Below are 16,344 nucleotides of genomic sequence, written 5' to 3' on the forward strand. Positions count from 1 at the left end.
AGCCCCTTCACCCCGTCGCGAAACTGCGCACCAGCGATCCCGCCACCAGTGCCCAGCCGTCGACCAGTACGAAGAAGATGATCTTGCACGGCAAGGCGACCGTCGCGGGCGGGAGCATCATCATCCCCATCGCCATCAGCACCGCCGACACCGCCAGATCGATCACGAGAAACGGCAGCAGCAGCAGGAAGCCGATCTCGAACGCGCGGCGCAGCTCGGAAATCATGAACGCGGGCACCAGCGTCGCGAGCGGCACGTCCGCGCGCTTCGCGGCGGGTTTGTGCGACAGGCCGTTGAACAGCGCGACATCGTCGTCGCGTACTTGGCCGAGCATGAAGGTGCGGAACGGTGCTGACGTAGCCTCGAATGCGACGCTCTCGGTCATCTTGCCCTCGGTATAGGGCTGCACCCCCGCTTGCCACGCCGTCTCGAAGGTCGGGGTCATCACGAACAGCGACAGGAACAGGGCGAGGCTGATGATCACCGGGTTGGGCGGCACCCCCTGCGCGCCAAGCCCGGTGCGCAGCAGCGACAGCGCGACGACGATCCGCGTGAACGAGGTGATCGTCATCAATATGCCGGGCGCAAGGCTCAGCACGGTCAGCATCGCGACCAGCCCGATCGTCTTGCCGCTCATCGATCCGCCGCCGCCGAGCGATAGCGTCGCTTGGGCCAGTGCGTCGGTCGGGATCAGCAGCAGCGGAAGCGCGGCTGCCAGCAGAGCACGCTTACGCATCTCCCGTCTCCGCCACCAGCGCACGAAAATTCACGGCGTCGAACGCCTCGACCACGACATGCCCCTCGGGCGCGATCAGCAACAGATGTTCGCGGCCATCGCGCCGTACCAGCACCAGGCTTCGCCGCGGATCGACGGCCAACCGTTCGACCAGCGCGAGCCGCCGTTCGGGGCGCGCCGTGAGGCCGATCCGTCCGGGCAGCCGCAGGTCGTAGCGTCGAACCGCCCACAACGCCCCCGCCAGCCCGCCCAGCACCAGTACGAGCGCGCCGAACATCCGCAGCAGCGGCAGCAGCGTCATGCCTCCACCCCGCGCGACACGACTTCGGTGACTTCGATCGCCATCCGCTCGCCCGTAACCTGGATCCGGCCCTTGGCGATCAGCGTGCCGTTGGCATAGATTCGCGAGGGATCCTCATGCCCGCAATCGAACGCGATCGTCGCGCCGCGGCTCATCTTGAGCACCTGGCGGATCGGCAGACGGACCGAGCCGAGGACGATCGACACCTCGACGGGCACGGATTCCAGAATGGACATGGTAAAGCTCCCTCTCGCCCAGAATTATAGGAGCGAAATTGGGGGGACCCGGACCCGACCCGGAAAAACTTGCCTATAAGATGGTCGGAGGCGGCAATCCTTGCCTGCCTCCCCCGTTAGGCATTGGGTCGGGGATTGGACGGCATGGGGCAGGACAGCACGGTATCGGTTTCGGCCTCGGGTCTGCGCGCGCAATCGCTGCGGATGCGGATCATCGCCGAGAATCTCGCGAACCAGAGTTCGGTCGCGACCACGCCGGGCGGCGCGCCCTATCGCCGCCGCATCCCGACCTTCAAGGCCGAGGTCGACCGCGCGAGCGGCGCGACGACGGTCAAGGTCGGCGGGGTCGCGACCGACAAATCGGAATTCCAGCGCGTCTATCAGCCGGGCAATCCGGCGGCGGATGCGCGCGGCTATGTGCTGACGCCCAACGTCAACGGTCTGGTCGAAATGGCCGACATGAAGGCGGCGCAGCGCTCTTACGAAGCCAATCTCAACGCGATCGAAGCGGCGCGCGGCATGACCATGCGCACGATCGATCTGCTGAAATGATGCTCCCCCCCCAACCCCCCGCATCGCGTCATGCTGAACTCGTTTCAGCATCCACCGTGGTCTTGCCCGGGGGGACGTCGGATGCGCTGCCCGGTGGATGCCGAAACAAGTTCGGCATGACGGCGGGATGGGGTGGGTACCCGAAAAACTACGCAACACTAACGTTCAAACAAGGAATGTAGCCGATGTCGATCGGGGCTCTCGATGCCGCCAACGCCTATGGCCGTGCCGCCGGTGTAACGCCGTTCGGCAACGCCGCGCCGCCCTTCGCAGGCGTGGAGCCAGCCGACACCAGCAGCGGGTTCGGCGCTTTGGTGTCACAACTCGTCGGGGATGCGGGCACGGGCCTGCGCGCCGCCGAAACCGCATCCGCCAAGCAGATTGCGGGGAAGGGCGACCTCATCGACGTCGTCACCGCGATCGGCGCGGCGGAAAGCGCGCTCGACACGATGGTCGCGGTGCGCGACCGCGTCGTCGGCGCATACAGCGACATCATGCGGATGCAGATCTGATGGACGCCGCCGCCGCCATGGAGATCACGCACGCCGCGCTGGTGCTGATCCTCACCGTCGCCGGGCCGATGCTGGGCGCGGCGCTCGTCACGGGGCTCGCGATCGGGCTGTTGCAGGCGTTGACGCAGATCCAGGAACAGACGCTGACCTTCGTTCCCAAGCTTATCGCGATGGGCGCGATGTTGCTGCTGTCGCTGCCGATGATCGGCGCGGCGCTGAGCGACTTCATGCGCGTCATCGCCGATCACGTCGCGCACGGCTGAGCGTGCTCGACGCTTTCCCGCTCCAGGCGACCGCCTTCCTGATCCTGTTCGCGCGGGTCGGCGCGGTGCTGATGCTGCTCCCGGTGTTTTCGGAAGACGCGATCCCGCCGCGCATCCGTTTGCTCGCGGCGGGCGGGATGACGCTCGGGCTGTGGGGGCTGTTGTCGCCCGCGGTGTTGCCGCTCGCGGGGCAGACCGACGCGGGGCTTGCGGGCACCATTGCCGCCGAACTCGGCACGGGGTTGGCGCTCGGGCTGGTGATCCGCCTGATGTTCCTCGCAATCTCGATCGCGGGGTCGATCATCAGTCTGCAGGTCGGGCTGTCCTCGGCGGTCATCTTCGACCCCGCGCAAAGCAGCAGCGCGCCCGAACTCTCGCGCTTCCTCGCGGTCGCGGCGGCGGTGGTGTGCATGGCGAGCGGGGTGCATCATTTGTGGATCGGCGGGCTGGTCAGATCCTACGCCGCGTTCCCGGTCGGCACCGTGCTCCCCGCCGCCGATCTCGCGCAGCTTGCGGTGCGGGTCGCGGGCGACGCGATGACGCTGGGGGTGTCGCTCGCGGCGCCGCTGATCGTCTACGGAATCGTGTTCAACGTAGGCCTCGGGCTCGCGGTGCGGGTCGCGCCGAGCATCCAGTTGTTTTTCATCGCCCAGCCGCTCAATCTGCTGCTCGGCCTCGGCATCGTCGCGAGCACCGCGGGGGCGACGCTGACTGCTTTCGCCGCCGCGATGGCGCAGTCGATGCAGCGCGTCTGGGGGTGATCGGATGGCGGGCGACAAGGACCAGAAGACACACGATCCAACCGAAAAGCGGCTGAGCGACGCGCGCAAGAAGGGCGACGTCGCGCAGGCGCCCGAGCTGCGCCACGCCTTCGGCTTCATCGCGATGCTGATCGCAACCGGGAGCGTGGGGACGATCGCGTTCGCGCGGCTCGGCACGGGCCTCGCGCAGCTGTGGGGCAATGCCGAGGCGGTCCCGCTCGCGCCCGACGGCGCGCACGCGCTGCTGACCGCGCTGTTCGGCGCGACCTTTACCGCGCTGCTGCCGTTGTTCGCGTGCCTCGTCGGGTGCGCGCTGGTCGGCGGGGTGGTGCAGGCGCGCCCGATGCTGGTGTGGTCGCGGATCGCGCCCAAATGGTCGAAGCTGTCGCCGATCGCGGGGGCGAAGCGGATGTTCGGCCCGCGTGCTTTGGTCGAATTCGCCAAGACGCTCGCCAAGCTGATCGGCGTGGGCACGATCGCGGTGGTCGCGCTGCGCCCGTTCGTGCCGGGGTTCGAGACGCTGGTGGGAGTGAGCCCGATGGGTGTCGCGACGGTCGCGGGCGGGATCGTCGCGCAATTGATTCGCTCGGTCGCGATCCTCGTCGGGGCTATCGCGCTGTTCGACTTCGTCTGGCAGCGGCGCAGCTGGATGGCGAAGATGCGGATGTCGCTCCAGGAGATCAAGGACGAGCACAAGCAGCAGGAAGGCGACCCCAAGATCAAGGCGAAGATCCGCGCGATCGGGATGCAGCGCGCCCGGCGGCGGATGATGGCGGCGGTGCCGAGCGCCAGCGTCGTCATCACCAACCCGACGCATTTTGCGGTGGCTTTGCGCTACGATCACGGCAAGGGGTCCGCGCCGATCGTCGTCGCCAAGGGCACCGACGCGGTCGCGCTCAGAATCCGCGAAGTCGCCACAGCGGCGGGCGTCCCGCTGGTCGAGAACCGCCCGCTTGCGCGCGCGCTGCATGCTAGCGCGGAGATCGACCGTACGATCCCGGTCGAACATTATGCCGCGGTGGCGGAGGTGATCGGCTACGTCTTGCGACTCGCGCGCGAACGCGGGTGAGGGACAGCCTGATGCGCTTCCCCGGCGAAGGCCGGGGCCCAGGAGCGGAACCTGAGACGATCAGGCGCTGCGTTCCCTTACAAAAACCTGCGCGACTGGGCCCCGGCCTTCGCCGGGGAAGCAATAGGGAGGGGAAGACCTTGTCCCATCCGTTGTCGCGGAAGCGCGAAACCCCGCACCGGGTTGATCCGATCACAGTGATCGCTTATCTCGCGGCCTCGCTCTTGGGGAGTAGCCACCCGCGCACACGCGGGGCCATCGTCAACATGCTTGTCCCGACCGGGGCATGGCGATGGCAGCAGACCTAGGTTTGCCCGGCAAGACCAATGACCGCTTTCCCCCGAACTGTGGCCCGGGGTCCGCGAGTCATCTGGTTATCTGGCCCCAAGGATCACTCATGCCTGGAATTCTGACGCTCGGCGCCCTCGGCGCGAGCTTGTCCGTCGATGCGTTCGCCGCCGCGCTCGGCAAGGGCGCGACCGACCGCAACAGCCGCTGGTGGGATGCGATGCGCGTCGGCGCGGTGTTCGGCTTCTTCGAGGCGCTTACCCCCGCGATCGGCTATTTCCTCGGCTACATGCTCAACGACTGGATCGCGGATTACGATCACTGGGTCGCGTTCGGCCTGTTGTTCGCGGTCGGCGCGTACATGATCCGCGAGGCGGTCGGGCAGGACGATACCCCCGTGATCGAGAGTGCGGGCAATCTCGGCTTCTGGCGGCTGGCGGTCACCGCGATTGCGACGAGCATCGATGCCGCCGCGGTCGGCATTTCGCTCGCGCTGATGGACGTCAACCTGTGGGTCGCGTGTCTCGTCATCGGCGGGATCACGACCGTGCTGGCAACCGCGGGGATGCTGCTCGGGCGGCATGTCGGGCCGTATCTCGGGCGCTATGCGGGGATCCTCGGTGGGGTCGTGCTGGTCGTGATCGGCGGGTCGATCCTGTACCAGCACCTCAGCGCATGAGTTCGGTCAGCGGGAGCGGCGTGTCGAGCGTGGCGAGCCGGGCGAACGCCTTGTCCGCCTTCGCCGGATCGAGCGTCGCGGCGGGCGCGGTCAGATAGTCGAACGCATCGTGCGTCGGCAGGCGCGCGAACCCCGCGGCATAGCGCGTGCGCAGCGCGGTCAGCGCGCTGCGGTTGCCGGTGCGCGACAAGGCAACCGCCTGGCGCAGCACGCGCGTCTGGTCCGCTTCGCTGGCAGCGCGCGCTGGCAGCGTGGCGGCGTTGCTCGCGGCGAACCCTGACCAGTCGCGCTTCTGCCACAGGATGTCGCCGCGCAGCTCCGCACTCCCGGGCGCACCGTCGAGCAAGGCGAGCGCTTCGTCCGCCTTGCCCAGCCGGTAAAGTGCGGCCGCCTCGATCGTGCGGCGGCGCGCGGTAATGTCCGCGGGGAAGACGATCGCCTGCCCCGCGCGTAGCGTCCGCAAGGATCGCTCGGGCGCGCCTGCGAGCAAGTCGAGTTCGGCAACGCGGATCGACAGCGGCCCGGTCGCGGCATCGGGCGCGCGTCGGTCGAGCAGGAAGCGCAACAGGTCCGCCGCACGCGCATACAGCCCCGCGCCCGCCAGCCGGTCGGCAAGCCGCGCGGCGATCGTCTCGCCCTCGCCGCCGCCGGGGAGGAGGTCGCGATAGTCCCAGAACACCCCCGCCGCGACGCCGATCTTGCCCGCATCGGGGGAATCGACCAGCCCGCCGAGCAACGTCTGCAGCCGCAGCAAGGTCGGCGCGGTCTGGTCGCCCAGGTCGAAATAGCGGAACAGCGTCGCCCCCGCCGCCAGCGCCGCGCGGGGATCGTGCCTGGCCTCCGCGATCCGCCAGCGCAGCGTCAGCGCGCCGCGTTCGATCGGCCCGCCGCGCCAGAAGGCGAGCGCGTCGAGGTCGTGCGCCGCCGCCGCCGGGGTCAGTTCGCGGGTGGCAAAGCGATCCTCGATCAGCGCGAGCGTCGCCTCGGTGCGCAAGGGCGGCGTGCCGCTGAGCATCACGCGTTGCAGCAGCAGCCGGCCCCCCGCGCGGTCGCCCAGCGCCATGGCGGCGCGCGCGCGGCGCAGATTGGCGGCGGGATCGGGGTCGCCGAGCGCCGCCAGCATCCGGCCGACATCGCCCGGATGCCCGCTCGCCAGCGCAACATCGGCGAAGGCGAGCAGGAACGGACGCCGCGCCGCGCCGCTGCGCCCGGACAGTGCGGGCACCGCGCAGCGCATCGCCGCCGCGGCAAGCGCGATCTGCTGCGTCGCCAATCCTGCGCGCACGCGCCACGCGCACGCCTCGGGATGCGCGTCGAGCAACGGCGAGTCGAGCGCGCGGAGCGCCTCCGCCGGGCGCTCCATCCCCGCCAGCACCACGCCGTGCGCGAGTTGCCATGGCGCGGTCAGCGCGAGCGCGGGGTCGTCCGCGAGCATCGTGTCGAGCACGCCGGCCGCCTCGGCCATGCGGTCGCGCGCGATCAGCGCCTGCGCCAGCGCCCAGCGTGCGGGCTGGCGCGTCTCGGGCGTGGAGCGTGCTATCGCGCGCCACGCGGCGGCGTCGGACTGGCTCGGCCAGCGTCCGTCGAGCGCGGGAGGCGGGCTTTCCGCGAGCTGCGCGGCGAAGGGCGCGATGCGGTGGGGCGGGGACGGCGCGGCGGGTGCGGCGTGCTTCGCGGGCGCGGCGTGTTCCACCGGCGCGGGGGGCGGTGCGTTACCAATCAAAGCGAGCGACAGCACAAGGATCGAAAGGCGCGACCGGTTCATGGCAGGAACAGCGCTGCGTAGGCGCCACCGATCGCGGCGGCGACAAGGAACAACCCGCCCATCAGCAGCGACGCGCGCGCGCCGCCGGCTGGCTTGGCAGAGGTCGCGGCGGCGTCCGCCCCCGCTGCGCCCGCGTCACCGCTGACCGCACTGGCAGTTCCCGTGGCCCCCGCAGTGGCAGGCGGCCGGGCTGCATTGACGACGCGAACCCGCGCCGGTTTCTGGTCGTGACTCATCGCGTTACCCGCCTGCTGTCCGGAGCCTCTATTATAGACGCGGGGCCGCGCCACGGGTGGCGGTGGCCCATCGGAGATCCTGTCGATGCCGCGCTTTCCCCGTTCGATCCTCCGCGCGGGGCCGTTGCTGGCGCTCGCGCTCGCGGCGTCGCCCGCCGCCGGGAACGAAGGCGGCGGCGGGGCGGCGTCGGTCGTTCCCGTCGCCGAATTGCGCGTGCCGATCTTCGACGGCGGCCGCTTTGCGGGTACCCTCCGTATCCAGACGGCGCTGGATTACGCCGATCCGGCGCAGGGCGCGAGCGCGGCCGCACACGCACCGATGTTTCGCGACGCGGTGCTGTCGGCGGGGCTCGAATTCGCGCGGCTGCACGTGTCCGCCTTCACGCCGATCGATGCCGCGCTGCTGTCGCGCACGCTGACCGATGCGGCACGCACGGTCGACCCGCACGTCCGCAAAGTCCTGATCCTCGACGTCAGCGCGCGGCAGTAACGCGCGGCGCGCGTGCCATCGCCATCGTCAGCCGCGCAGCCCCCTTGGGCGTCATCGCCGCAAGCATCATGCCGGTCGACCGCTCGCGCATCTTGCGGGCAACCTTGAGCTGCACGTCGAGATCGAGCTGTTCGAACACGATCGCCGCCTTGGCGGGCTTCATCGCCTGATAGATGCTCGCAAGATCGGCATAGCTGTCGGGCGCTGCATCCTGCGTGCCGCCGGACGCCGCCGGTTGCGCCGCCGCGCGGCTCGCCTCCAGCTCCGCCTTGATCCGCGCGGCACTTGCGCGGACCGCCTGTTCGCGCAGGTCGAGCGCTTGTTGGCGGCTCGCCGCCTGCCGGTCGCGGGTCGCCAGATCCTGCTGGACCGAAAGTCCGAGGCGGCTGTCCGGCGCGGTTTCGGCGGGCGCGGCAGCGGCGACGGCATTGCCGATCGCCGCGATCCCCGCCATCGCGGCGGTGAGCGTGAGCAACGGGATGCGGATCGTCACAGCGCGTCCTCCGCGACGTCGACCGCACGATTGGCGGAGGCCGCGGCGACGAGGCGTTCGGCGCTGGCATCGGCGATGTCGATCATCACGCGCAATTCATCGAGCACTGCGCGCGCGTCCGCCGCGGCGGCGACCTGCCCGCTGCCGAACGACAGCGTCCCCTTCAGCTCGGACAGCACGATCCGTGCCTGCACGGTCGACTGGTCGAGCGCAGCGACGACCTGCCCGAGATCCCCGTGCCGGATCGTGTCGAGCGCGCGCTTGACCCGCTGGCTCTGGATCAACACCGCGATGCACATAACCATCGTCAGCAAATTGGCGATCGTTGCGAAGCTCATAACCGTGGTCCCCTGGCTATGTCGGTCATCATCCGGACCGCAATGTTATTGGAACGTTGTCCGATCTGCGCGCGTCCGAGCGTGACGCCGCCGCATTGCAGATCGAGCGGATCGTCCGGCCCGCGGTGGAGCGGAATCGTCTGGCCCACCGCGAAATCGCGCACGGTCTCGAGCGGGAGCAGGCGTTCGCCGAGCACGACGTCGACGCTGACGTTGGTCTTGCGGATCTCCGCGGTCATGTGCGGTTCCCAGATCCCGTCGCGCCCGAGTTTTTCGCCCATGAAGCGCTGCCCCAGCAGATGCTTGACCGGTTCGATCGTGGCGTAGGGCAGCAGGATGCTGAACCGCCCGCCGCGATCCTCCATGTCGACGCGAAAGGTCGCGACCGCGCAAATGTTGGTCGATCCCGCGATCGTCGCGAAGCGCGGGCTGGTCTCGATCCGCTCCAGCGCCATCGTGTTGGGGGTGATCGGCGCGAGCGCGGCGCTCATATCCGACAGCACGGTGCGCAGCATCCGAGCGACCAGATCGCTTTCAATTGTGGTGAAGCCGCGCCCGTCGATCAGCACCGTCGCGCCCCCGCGCCGGCCACCCAGCAGCACATCGACGACCGAATAGATCAGCCCCGAATCCACCGTGACCAGCCCGTAATTCTCCCATTCCTCGATCCGGAACACCCCGATCATCGCGGGCAGCGCGACACGGCTGAGGAAGTCGCCGAAGCGGACCGAATTGACCTCCTCCAGGCTGACGTCGATCGCATCCGAAGTGAGGTTGCGCATCGACGTCGCGAAGATCCGCACCATCCGGTCGAACACGACCTCGAGCATCGGCAGCCGCTCATGGCTGATGACGTCGGATTCGATGACCGCGCGCAGGCCCTGCTTGGGGTCGATCGGTGTCCCCATGTCGCCGAACAGCGCATCGATATCCGCCTGACCGAGCAGCGCATCGCCGTCGAACAGCGCGACCGGCGGTTCGGGCAGGTCGAAGTCTTCCAGTTCGATGCTCATTGCTGGATCAGGTCCTGGATCAGGACGTCCTTGACCATCTCGTCGCCGAGTGTCTGGTGCGCGCGCACGAGCATTTCCTCCTTCACCCGGAACACCGCCGCCGATCCGCCGAGATCGTCGGGCCGCAGCTCGCGGAGGAACGGCTGATACGCGTCGAGCAGCAGCGGCAGCTTGGTGGTGATCTGTTCGGCGGTCGCATTCTCGCCCGGTACCAGCATGAAATGCACTTTGAGGAAACGCGCCGACCCGTCGGCGCTACGCAGGTTGACGACCATTGCGGGCACGTCGACGAAAGCTTCGCCTTCCTTGCCTTCCTCGCCGCCGCCATGTTCGCTCTTGGCCTCTTCCTTGGCCGGCGCTTCGTGTCCGCCCTCCGCGCCCGCTTCCGCCGCGGGTTTGCTGCTCCCAAGGAACATCCACGCGCCCCCGCCGCCGCCGAGCAACAGCACCGCGCCGACCGCGCCGAACAGGATCAGTTTCTTGCTTTTCTTGGGCGCAGGCGCGGCACCGTCCACGTCGCCACCCTCCGGGCTCGCGGGCGCCTCGGTCGCCTTCTCGTGCTTGCTCATGATCGCATCCCCTCTTGGCACCCCGGCGGCGACCGCCCCGGCAATTCCCGCCTATTATAGAAGCGCAGCCGGGCAGTTTTTGCCTAGCGGCGGAAAAATGCGATTTCCCGAAGGACGACCGGGTGGACATATCCTCGACCGTATTGCTGAGCCACGAACAGGCGCTGCGCCGCCGGATGGACGTTGCCGCGAACAACCTCGCCAACGTGTCGACCGCGGGGTTCAAGCGCGAGGACCCGGTGTTCCGCGAATATGTCGAGAAGACCGGCGAGCCGCAGGACCCGGTCCGGACGACCTCGCTGGTGCTCGATCAGGGCGCGGTCCACGATACCGCGCAGGGCGGGTTCCAGCCGACCGGCAACCCAATTGACGTGATGATCGACGGCGCGGGCTATCTCGCGGTCGACGCACCCGACGGCACCACCGCCTACACGCGCGCGGGCTATCTCAAGGTCGGGGACGACGGTTCGCTCGTCACCGCGGGCGGGTTGCCGGTGCGCGGCGAAGGCGGGCGACCGATCGCGATCCCGCCCGATCAGCTCGGCAAGCTCAGCATCGGGTCGGACGGCACCGTCAGCGGATCGGCCGGGGCGCTCGGGCGGATCGAAGTCACCGTGTTCGACAGCGAGGCGGGTGTCGATCCGCGCGGCGACGGGCTGTTCACCGCGAGCGGTGGCCGCGCGCTGACCGCCGCCGAAACCAAGCTGCGCAGCGGCGGAATCGAGGGATCGAACGTCCAGCCGATCGTCGAGACGACCAACATGGTCGAGATCCTGCGCGCCTATCAGACCAGCATGAAGATGAGCGAGGCGATCGGCGACATGCGCAAGGCCGCGATCGACAAGCTCGGCCGCTTCGGCTGACCCCTTTCACCAGGAGACCCCTATGCGTTCCTTATCGATTGCCGGCACCGGAATGCTCGCGCAGCAGACCAACGTCGATGTCATCTCGAACAATATCGCCAACATGAACACGACGGCGTTCAAGCGGCAGCGTGCCGAATTCCAGGACCTGCTTTACGAACAGGTGTCGCGCCCCGGCGCGGCGGCGGGCGGCGACAATCGCGTGCCGACCGGGATCCAGATCGGCGCGGGCGTCAAGACCGGCGGGGTGTACCGCATCGCGACGCAAGGCGCGCTGACGCAGACCGACAATCGCTATGACGTGGCAGTACAGGGGCGCGGCTATTTCCCCGTCACCTTGCCCTCAGGCGAGACCGGTTACACCCGCGACGGCTCGTTCCAGCTGTCCGATCAGGGGCAGCTCGTCACCGCGGACGGTTTGCCGGTCGAGCCGGGGATCACCGTGCCGCCCGAGGCGGTCGACGTCAGCGTGTCGAAGACCGGGCTGGTCCAGGTGAAACTCGCCGGCCAGCCCGATCTGCAGACGGTCGGCCAGTTGCAGCTCGCGACCTTCGTCAACGAAGGCGGGCTCGAGGCGCAGGGCGGGAACATGTTCCTCGAGACCGCCTCCTCGGGGCAGGCAACGCTCGCCAATCCGGGTGAGCCGGGGTTCGGGACGATCCAGCAGGGTTTCATCGAGGCGTCGAACGTCAATCCGGTGTCCGAGATCACCGCATTGATCACCGCGCAGCGCGCCTATGAGATGAACAGCCGCGTCGTGAAGACCGCGGACGAGATGCTCGCAACGACGAGTCAGCTGCGATGAGCGCACGGGTTGCGGTTCTCCTGCTCGGCGCGGTCGCAAGCCCGGTGGCGGCGCAGGGCGTGGTCCCCGCGGTGCGACCGGCGATGGTCTCGGTCGCGGTGCTCGCGCATCCGGTCGCGCAGGGGACTATCCTTTCCGTAGAGGACTTTACTTACGAGGACCGCGGGGTCGGCCAGGCGCGTGGCGCGCTCCAGCCCGCCGATGCGAACGGCAAGGAGGCGACCCGCGGGCTCGCGCCGGGCAGCGTCGTGCGGATCACCGACGTGGTGACGCCCCGGCTGGTCCGGCGCGGCGAGCCGGTGCTGATCGCCTATCGCAGCCGCGGGCTGCTGATCACCACCAGCGGTCGCGCGCTTGCGAGCGCAGGCTCGGGCGAGCCGGTCCGCGTCGTCGCGGCATCGACCGCGCGCACGCTGGACGGCGTCGCGGCGGCGAGCGGGCTGGTGCTGGTCGGGCCGTAAGTAACAGGAAATACGGAACTTTATACGAATTGGGGGTGGGACCCCGAAATCTAACCAACAGGGGATATGTGCAATGAAGACCATTTTTGTACTGGCGGGCGGCGCGCTGCTGCTGTCGGGTTGCGGCGCGGTCGGGCGGCTGCAGACGATCGGCAAGGCGCCGAAAATGTCGCCGACCGAAGCGACCACCAATATCGCCGCCGAACCGTCGCTAGGGCAGGCGGGTGCGACACTCCGCCGCGAGGCGCGGACGCCGGGAACGGCCTACACCGCCACGCCGACCCGCCCGATGACCGCCTCGCTGTTCCGTGCCGGCGCCGCCGCGTTCCTCGGCGACCAGCGGGCAACGCGGACCGGCGACATCCTGACGATCCGCATCAACATCGCCGACAAGGCCGAGGTCGGCAACAATACCACCCGCAACCGCACCGGATCCGAGAACGCCAGCGTCGGCAGCTTGCTGGGCCTGCAGAAGCTGCTGCCCAAGAGTCTCGACCCGACCAACCTTGCGAGTACCAACAGCAAGTCGCAATCCGCGGGTGGCGGCAACATCAGCCGGTCGGAGACGATCAACATGACGATGTCCGCGATCGTCACCGATGTCCTGCCCAACGGCAACCTGACCGTGCGCGGGCGCCAGGAAGTGCGCGTCAACAACGAGCTGCGCGAGCTGATCGTGACCGGCATCGTTCGCCCGCAGGACATCGCGCGCGACAATTCGGTGCTCCATTCGCAGATCGCGGAGGCGCGGATCAGTTATGGCGGGCGCGGGCAATTGTCGGACGCGCAACAGGCGCGCTGGGGCCAGCAGATCTACGATGCGTTGTTCCCGTTCTGACACCATTTAAGCGGCGGCGCGCGCCCGAACCCGGCGGCAACCGCTTAAGATAGCCATATGCAGAACGATGGTCTTCCCCGGGTCCGCGAGATCATCGATGCGCTGGGGCTGCGGCTGCGATTGCGCGCCGAGCGGCATCCGACGGGCGCACGGATCGTGGTGCAGCGCCCGGACGTGGCGGGCCAGCCGCAGGCGACGCTCGATCTCCACGGTGCCGAAGTGCTGTGGGGGTTCGTCATGTCCGCGCGACTCGCAGTGCCCGACCTGCTCCCCGACGAACGGATCTTCGGGACATGGAGTGCCACCTTGCGGCTTGAAGTCGATCCGGTCAGCCGGATCGAAATCGACACGCATCAGGCCGGGCACCCGCTGTCGATCCCCTGCACGTTATGGGACCGGCTCTTTGCCGAACTGTGTCTGGTACTTGCACATGGTCGTGCAGACCCCGCCTTGGTGCAGCGTTACGCGCTGCAATAGGTCGCGATAAGCCACCGTGTTTCTGCTATATAGGCAAACCTTACTGACCTTCATACAAGGTAACGTCGTTGCACGGCCTGTTCTGGTAGGAAGTACGAAATGTACGCTTTTGATCGAAAGTCGTTCGACAGCACGCTGGACGGGTCGCATCACAGCGTCGGTCCCCAGCCGCAGTTCCGCGTGACGCTGACGTTCGTACTGGAGGATGGCATTGCCCTGTGGTCGGCAGCTCGGGCGCGCTTGCTCGAGGATGGCGAGACGACCGACGAGATGGTCCACGAAACGATCGGTCCCCCCGAAGCGCCCGTGTTCGCGGACTGTCTCGCCGTTCTGTGTGATCCCGCGACGTTCCTGCGATCGACGCCGGTTCCCGGATGCCAGCCCGACGACTTCTGGGTCGATGCGCTTCCTGGCCTGCCCGACCTTCCGCTGCTGCCGACCTGTTCGTCCCGCATAGCGGTGTGACCCGCGCACCGTTGCGGTGCCGATGACAATGCATTTGTAACCGGCGTACGAAAAGCCGATGGCTTCGACGGTAATTGCGTCAGGAACCATCGAACATGCGCCTTCTGGTCGTCGAAGACGATGCCCGCGCGGCACGGATGCTGGTCAGCGACATGGCCGACCTCGGACATGACACGGTCGTCGCCTCGGACGGCAGGGCGGCGTTGCTCCAGGCAACCGACGAGCCGTTCGATGCGATCCTGCTCGATGTGATGCTGCCGCATGTCGACGGCATCGGCGTCGCCCGCGCTCTGCGCGACCGTGGCGTGCTGGTGCCGATCGTCATGCTGACCGCGCTCGGCGATCTCGATCAGCGGCTGATCGGACTCGACGCAGGCGCCGACGACTATCTCGTCAAACCCGCGGCACCGGTCGAGATCGAGGCACGGATCAAGGCCATCCTGCGCCGGTCTGCGCGCACCAACGATCACGGCGTGATGCGCGCAGGCGACATTGAGGTGAACGAGATCAAGCATCGCGTGGTACGGGCGGGGCGCGTGCTCAGCCTGCCCAAGCTCGAATTCCAGATGCTGTGCGAACTGATCCGCAACAAGAACAGCGTCGTGACCCGTCAGATGTTTTACAAGACGGTGTGGGACTATGACTTCGAGCCCGCCACCAACATCGTCGAATCCTATATCCGCCGTGTCCGCGCGCAATTGTGCGCGGCCGGGGAGAGTGACCCGATCGCGACGATCCGCGGCGTCGGCTACATGATCGTCGATCACGGATGAGCTTCCGCCCGCGGTCGTTGCGCGCGATCATGCTGCTGTATGTCGGCGTGATCGTGGCCGTGCTGCTGGCGGTGCGGGGGGCGAATTACGTCATCATCCACGATGCGCTCAACCGCGAGGTCGACCGTCGGCTTGCGCTGGAGGCGCATGAAGTGACCGGCGACGCTCAGGATGGATCTATCGCGGCAATGGCGCGGCGCATCCGGACGAAAGAGCGCGCGCACGAAAGCGCCGATCTGATGTTCCTGCTGCGGGACCGCGCGGGGCGACACGTTGCGGGCGACCTGCGCCTCGCCGCCATTCCGCCAGTGGGCTATTCGGATTTCGGCGATGGCGCGGGCGTCGACGGGGTGACGCACGGGCGCGCGTTCGTGAAACGCGTCGCGGACGGGGCGACGCTGGCGATCGTGTCCGACAATGACGTCGTCGATGCGTTCGACGCGCGGCTGTTCCAGGCGCAATGGGTTGGGCTGGCGGTCGCGTCACTGCTGTTTGCCGGCGGTGCGGCGGCTATCGTCTGGCAGGTCAGCCGGCGGTTGCGCGCGATGCAGCGTACGGTCGATGCGGTAATGGCGGGTAACCTCGCAAGCCGTGTCCCGGTGGACGGCTCGCGCAACGAATTCGACCGTCAGGCGATGGCGTTCAACGCGATGCTCGACCGGATCGATGCGCTGATGGCCAACGTCAAACATGCCGCGCGAGACGTCGCGCATGAACTCAAGAGCCCGCTCGCGCGGTTGCGGACGCGGATCGCCGCGCTCGAGCGGCATGCGGCAGAGACCCCGCTCGGGGATGAAAGCAGCGCGATCCTCGCCGAGACCGATCAGGTGCTGGAAGTCTTCGCCAGCCTGATGCGGCTGTGGGAGATCGAGGGGGGGCAACGCCGCAGCCATTTCGTGTCGGTCGATCTCGTACAGCTCGTCCATGAGGTCGGCGAGACGCTGGCACCCGTCGCGGAAGACGCTGGCGATACCCTGTCCGTGCAGACGACGGGGCCGGCGGTGCTGTCGGGCGACGTGCATCTCCTGCGGCAGATGGTCGTCAATCTGGTCGAGAATGCGATCCGGCATACGCCCGCCGCTACCCGCATACACGTGTTCGTCAGGGCGACCGGCACGGCGGTTGAAATCGGCGTGGCCGATGACGGGCCGGGGATACCGGCCGACGCGCACGACACGGTGATCCTGCGCTTCGGGCGGCTCGAATCGTCGATCGACCGGCCGGGGCATGGGCTCGGGCTGACGCTGGTCGACGCCATCGCCCGGTTGCACGGCGGCAGCTTGCGGCTGGAGGATGCTGCACCCGGCCTGCGGGCCGTCATCACGCTGCCCAATGCCCCATGAAAAACCCGGCCCGAGCAT

Annotated in this window: 24 protein-coding genes and 1 riboswitch; of the genes, 15 read left to right on the forward strand and 9 right to left on the reverse strand. The window is 68.1% G+C overall.

Features of this window, described 5'->3' with window-relative positions; all coding sequences use genetic code 11:
- Positions 1 to 7 precede the first annotated feature (7 nt).
- From fliP to AC3WJR_RS00375, 3 genes are read right to left on the reverse strand one after another with little or no spacing between them, the layout of a single operon-like run.
- Positions 8 to 736 carry a flagellar type III secretion system pore protein FliP gene (fliP, locus tag AC3WJR_RS00365; RefSeq protein WP_492721341.1) on the reverse strand — a complete coding sequence of 243 codons (729 nt, stop codon included), beginning with the start codon at positions 734 to 736 and terminating at the stop codon, positions 8 to 10.
- Positions 729 to 1,037, reverse strand: coding sequence for a FliO/MopB family protein (locus AC3WJR_RS00370; RefSeq protein WP_492721342.1), 309 nt, complete (start codon positions 1,035 to 1,037; stop codon positions 729 to 731). The genes fliP and AC3WJR_RS00370 overlap by 8 nt, the downstream gene beginning before the upstream one ends.
- Positions 1,034 to 1,273, reverse strand: a complete 240-nt coding sequence (locus tag AC3WJR_RS00375) for a FliM/FliN family flagellar motor switch protein (RefSeq protein WP_492721344.1) — start codon at positions 1,271 to 1,273, stop codon at positions 1,034 to 1,036. Before AC3WJR_RS00375 ends, AC3WJR_RS00370 begins: the two co-directional genes overlap by 4 nt.
- A gap of 144 nt (positions 1,274 to 1,417) precedes the next feature.
- Between AC3WJR_RS00375 and flgC the strand changes: the two genes are divergently transcribed.
- The 6 genes from flgC (at position 1,418) to AC3WJR_RS00405 (ending at position 5,397) form a co-directional block, all read left to right on the forward strand.
- Positions 1,418 to 1,825, forward strand: coding sequence for a flagellar basal body rod protein FlgC (gene flgC, locus AC3WJR_RS00380; protein ID WP_131533648.1), 408 nt, complete (start codon positions 1,418 to 1,420; stop codon positions 1,823 to 1,825).
- 185 nt (positions 1,826 to 2,010) lie between these two features.
- Positions 2,011 to 2,337 carry a flagellar hook-basal body complex protein FliE gene (gene fliE, locus AC3WJR_RS00385; RefSeq protein ID WP_492721346.1) on the forward strand — a complete coding sequence of 109 codons (327 nt, stop codon included), beginning with the start codon at positions 2,011 to 2,013 and terminating at the stop codon, positions 2,335 to 2,337.
- Entirely contained in the window at positions 2,337 to 2,600 is a 264-nt protein-coding gene (locus tag AC3WJR_RS00390; RefSeq protein ID WP_354284012.1) for a flagellar biosynthetic protein FliQ, read from the forward strand. The genes fliE and AC3WJR_RS00390 overlap by 1 nt, the downstream gene beginning before the upstream one ends.
- A 2-nt stretch (positions 2,601 to 2,602) precedes the next feature.
- Positions 2,603 to 3,361, forward strand: coding sequence for a flagellar biosynthetic protein FliR (locus AC3WJR_RS00395; RefSeq protein ID WP_492721349.1), 759 nt, complete (start codon positions 2,603 to 2,605; stop codon positions 3,359 to 3,361).
- A 4-nt stretch (positions 3,362 to 3,365) separates the two neighbouring features.
- Complete coding sequence (gene flhB / locus AC3WJR_RS00400) at positions 3,366 to 4,430, forward strand: flagellar biosynthesis protein FlhB (RefSeq protein WP_492721350.1); 1,065 nt, start codon at positions 3,366 to 3,368, stop codon at positions 4,428 to 4,430.
- 224 nt (positions 4,431 to 4,654) lie between these two features.
- Positions 4,655 to 4,820, forward strand: a riboswitch (yybP-ykoY riboswitch).
- A gap of 7 nt (positions 4,821 to 4,827) precedes the next feature.
- Entirely contained in the window at positions 4,828 to 5,397 is a 570-nt protein-coding gene (locus tag AC3WJR_RS00405) for a manganese efflux pump MntP (protein ID WP_492721354.1), read from the forward strand.
- On the opposite strand, the gene AC3WJR_RS00410 is transcribed toward AC3WJR_RS00405, so the two are convergent.
- Complete coding sequence (locus AC3WJR_RS00410) at positions 5,387 to 7,162, reverse strand: endoglucanase (protein WP_492721358.1); 1,776 nt, start codon at positions 7,160 to 7,162, stop codon at positions 5,387 to 5,389. The two genes, AC3WJR_RS00405 and AC3WJR_RS00410, sit on opposite strands and share 11 nt — an antisense overlap.
- Positions 7,159 to 7,398 (reverse strand): hypothetical protein, encoded by a 240-nt coding sequence (locus tag AC3WJR_RS00415; RefSeq protein ID WP_492721360.1) that lies wholly within the window; start codon positions 7,396 to 7,398, stop codon positions 7,159 to 7,161. Before AC3WJR_RS00415 ends, AC3WJR_RS00410 begins: the two co-directional genes overlap by 4 nt.
- Before the next feature lie 85 nt (positions 7,399 to 7,483).
- Here AC3WJR_RS00415 and AC3WJR_RS00420 point away from each other — a divergent pair, with 85 nt between their 5' ends.
- A complete protein-coding gene (locus tag AC3WJR_RS00420; RefSeq protein WP_492721362.1) occupies positions 7,484 to 7,888 on the forward strand; it encodes a hypothetical protein in 405 nt (134 codons plus the stop codon).
- On the opposite strand, the gene AC3WJR_RS00425 is transcribed toward AC3WJR_RS00420, so the two are convergent.
- The 4 genes from AC3WJR_RS00425 to AC3WJR_RS00440 are packed head-to-tail and all read right to left on the reverse strand — an operon-like array spanning position 7,872 to position 10,301.
- Complete coding sequence (locus AC3WJR_RS00425; protein WP_492721364.1) at positions 7,872 to 8,381, reverse strand: MotE family protein; 510 nt, start codon at positions 8,379 to 8,381, stop codon at positions 7,872 to 7,874. The two genes, AC3WJR_RS00420 and AC3WJR_RS00425, sit on opposite strands and share 17 nt — an antisense overlap.
- Positions 8,378 to 8,719 (reverse strand): hypothetical protein, encoded by a 342-nt coding sequence (locus AC3WJR_RS00430; RefSeq protein WP_354284028.1) that lies wholly within the window; start codon positions 8,717 to 8,719, stop codon positions 8,378 to 8,380. The genes AC3WJR_RS00425 and AC3WJR_RS00430 overlap by 4 nt, the downstream gene beginning before the upstream one ends.
- The gene (gene fliM / locus AC3WJR_RS00435) at positions 8,716 to 9,732 is read right to left on the reverse strand and encodes a flagellar motor switch protein FliM (RefSeq protein WP_492721366.1); all 1,017 of its coding nucleotides are present in this window, start codon (positions 9,730 to 9,732) and stop codon (positions 8,716 to 8,718) included. The genes AC3WJR_RS00430 and fliM overlap by 4 nt, the downstream gene beginning before the upstream one ends.
- Positions 9,729 to 10,301: a flagellar basal body-associated FliL family protein gene (locus AC3WJR_RS00440; RefSeq protein WP_492721368.1), complete on the reverse strand. Its 573-nt coding sequence runs from the start codon at positions 10,299 to 10,301 to the stop codon at positions 9,729 to 9,731. The genes fliM and AC3WJR_RS00440 overlap by 4 nt, the downstream gene beginning before the upstream one ends.
- Positions 10,302 to 10,423: 122 nt before the next feature.
- On the opposite strand from AC3WJR_RS00440, the gene AC3WJR_RS00445 reads away from it, so the two are divergent.
- From AC3WJR_RS00445 to AC3WJR_RS00480, 8 genes are all read left to right on the forward strand, one after another.
- Complete coding sequence (locus AC3WJR_RS00445; RefSeq protein ID WP_492721370.1) at positions 10,424 to 11,164, forward strand: flagellar hook-basal body protein; 741 nt, start codon at positions 10,424 to 10,426, stop codon at positions 11,162 to 11,164.
- A 22-nt stretch (positions 11,165 to 11,186) separates the two neighbouring features.
- The gene (gene flgG, locus AC3WJR_RS00450; RefSeq protein ID WP_492721372.1) at positions 11,187 to 11,969 is read left to right on the forward strand and encodes a flagellar basal-body rod protein FlgG; all 783 of its coding nucleotides are present in this window, start codon (positions 11,187 to 11,189) and stop codon (positions 11,967 to 11,969) included.
- Positions 11,966 to 12,430, forward strand: a complete 465-nt coding sequence (flgA, locus tag AC3WJR_RS00455) for a flagellar basal body P-ring formation chaperone FlgA (RefSeq protein WP_492721374.1) — start codon at positions 11,966 to 11,968, stop codon at positions 12,428 to 12,430. Before flgG ends, flgA begins: the two co-directional genes overlap by 4 nt.
- 73 nt (positions 12,431 to 12,503) lie before the next feature.
- The gene (gene flgH / locus AC3WJR_RS00460; RefSeq protein ID WP_492721376.1) at positions 12,504 to 13,268 is read left to right on the forward strand and encodes a flagellar basal body L-ring protein FlgH; all 765 of its coding nucleotides are present in this window, start codon (positions 12,504 to 12,506) and stop codon (positions 13,266 to 13,268) included.
- Positions 13,269 to 13,325: 57 nt separating this feature from the next.
- Positions 13,326 to 13,745: a hypothetical protein gene (locus AC3WJR_RS00465; protein WP_492721378.1), complete on the forward strand. Its 420-nt coding sequence runs from the start codon at positions 13,326 to 13,328 to the stop codon at positions 13,743 to 13,745.
- Positions 13,746 to 13,844: 99 nt separating this feature from the next.
- Positions 13,845 to 14,210, forward strand: a complete 366-nt coding sequence (locus AC3WJR_RS00470) for a hypothetical protein (RefSeq protein WP_492721380.1) — start codon at positions 13,845 to 13,847, stop codon at positions 14,208 to 14,210.
- Between the two features lie 95 nt (positions 14,211 to 14,305).
- A complete protein-coding gene (locus AC3WJR_RS00475; RefSeq protein WP_354284046.1) occupies positions 14,306 to 14,983 on the forward strand; it encodes a response regulator transcription factor in 678 nt (225 codons plus the stop codon).
- Entirely contained in the window at positions 14,980 to 16,326 is a 1,347-nt protein-coding gene (locus AC3WJR_RS00480; RefSeq protein ID WP_492721382.1) for a HAMP domain-containing sensor histidine kinase, read from the forward strand. The genes AC3WJR_RS00475 and AC3WJR_RS00480 overlap by 4 nt, the downstream gene beginning before the upstream one ends.
- The last annotated feature ends 18 nt before the right edge of the window (positions 16,327 to 16,344 follow it).

The organism is Sphingomonas sp. FW306-05-A, from assembly GCF_058782275.1.

Excerpts from the sequence above, each read along its gene's own strand:
- flgA (WP_492721374.1), top strand. The coding sequence starts at position 11,966 with ATGAGCGCACGGGTTGCGGTTCTCCTGCTCGGCGCGGTCGCAAGCCCG.
- AC3WJR_RS00430 (WP_354284028.1), bottom strand. The coding sequence starts at position 8,719 with ATGAGCTTCGCAACGATCGCCAATTTGCTGACGATGGTTATGTGCATC.
- AC3WJR_RS00405 (WP_492721354.1), top strand. The coding sequence starts at position 4,828 with ATGCCTGGAATTCTGACGCTCGGCGCCCTCGGCGCGAGCTTGTCCGTC.
- flgC (WP_131533648.1), top strand. The coding sequence starts at position 1,418 with ATGGGGCAGGACAGCACGGTATCGGTTTCGGCCTCGGGTCTGCGCGCG.
- AC3WJR_RS00475 (WP_354284046.1), top strand. The coding sequence starts at position 14,306 with ATGCGCCTTCTGGTCGTCGAAGACGATGCCCGCGCGGCACGGATGCTG.
- AC3WJR_RS00375 (WP_492721344.1), bottom strand. The coding sequence starts at position 1,273 with ATGTCCATTCTGGAATCCGTGCCCGTCGAGGTGTCGATCGTCCTCGGC.
- AC3WJR_RS00370 (WP_492721342.1), bottom strand. The coding sequence starts at position 1,037 with ATGACGCTGCTGCCGCTGCTGCGGATGTTCGGCGCGCTCGTACTGGTG.
- fliM (WP_492721366.1), bottom strand. The coding sequence starts at position 9,732 with ATGAGCATCGAACTGGAAGACTTCGACCTGCCCGAACCGCCGGTCGCG.
- AC3WJR_RS00420 (WP_492721362.1), top strand. The coding sequence starts at position 7,484 with ATGCCGCGCTTTCCCCGTTCGATCCTCCGCGCGGGGCCGTTGCTGGCG.
- AC3WJR_RS00410 (WP_492721358.1), bottom strand. The coding sequence starts at position 7,162 with ATGAACCGGTCGCGCCTTTCGATCCTTGTGCTGTCGCTCGCTTTGATT.
- flhB (WP_492721350.1), top strand. The coding sequence starts at position 3,366 with ATGGCGGGCGACAAGGACCAGAAGACACACGATCCAACCGAAAAGCGG.
- AC3WJR_RS00440 (WP_492721368.1), bottom strand. The coding sequence starts at position 10,301 with ATGAGCAAGCACGAGAAGGCGACCGAGGCGCCCGCGAGCCCGGAGGGT.
- AC3WJR_RS00390 (WP_354284012.1), top strand. The coding sequence starts at position 2,337 with ATGGACGCCGCCGCCGCCATGGAGATCACGCACGCCGCGCTGGTGCTG.
- AC3WJR_RS00415 (WP_492721360.1), bottom strand. The coding sequence starts at position 7,398 with ATGAGTCACGACCAGAAACCGGCGCGGGTTCGCGTCGTCAATGCAGCC.
- AC3WJR_RS00480 (WP_492721382.1), top strand. The coding sequence starts at position 14,980 with ATGAGCTTCCGCCCGCGGTCGTTGCGCGCGATCATGCTGCTGTATGTC.
- fliE (WP_492721346.1), top strand. The coding sequence starts at position 2,011 with ATGTCGATCGGGGCTCTCGATGCCGCCAACGCCTATGGCCGTGCCGCC.
- flgH (WP_492721376.1), top strand. The coding sequence starts at position 12,504 with ATGAAGACCATTTTTGTACTGGCGGGCGGCGCGCTGCTGCTGTCGGGT.
- fliP (WP_492721341.1), bottom strand. The coding sequence starts at position 736 with ATGCGTAAGCGTGCTCTGCTGGCAGCCGCGCTTCCGCTGCTGCTGATC.
- AC3WJR_RS00465 (WP_492721378.1), top strand. The coding sequence starts at position 13,326 with ATGCAGAACGATGGTCTTCCCCGGGTCCGCGAGATCATCGATGCGCTG.
- flgG (WP_492721372.1), top strand. The coding sequence starts at position 11,187 with ATGCGTTCCTTATCGATTGCCGGCACCGGAATGCTCGCGCAGCAGACC.
- AC3WJR_RS00470 (WP_492721380.1), top strand. The coding sequence starts at position 13,845 with ATGTACGCTTTTGATCGAAAGTCGTTCGACAGCACGCTGGACGGGTCG.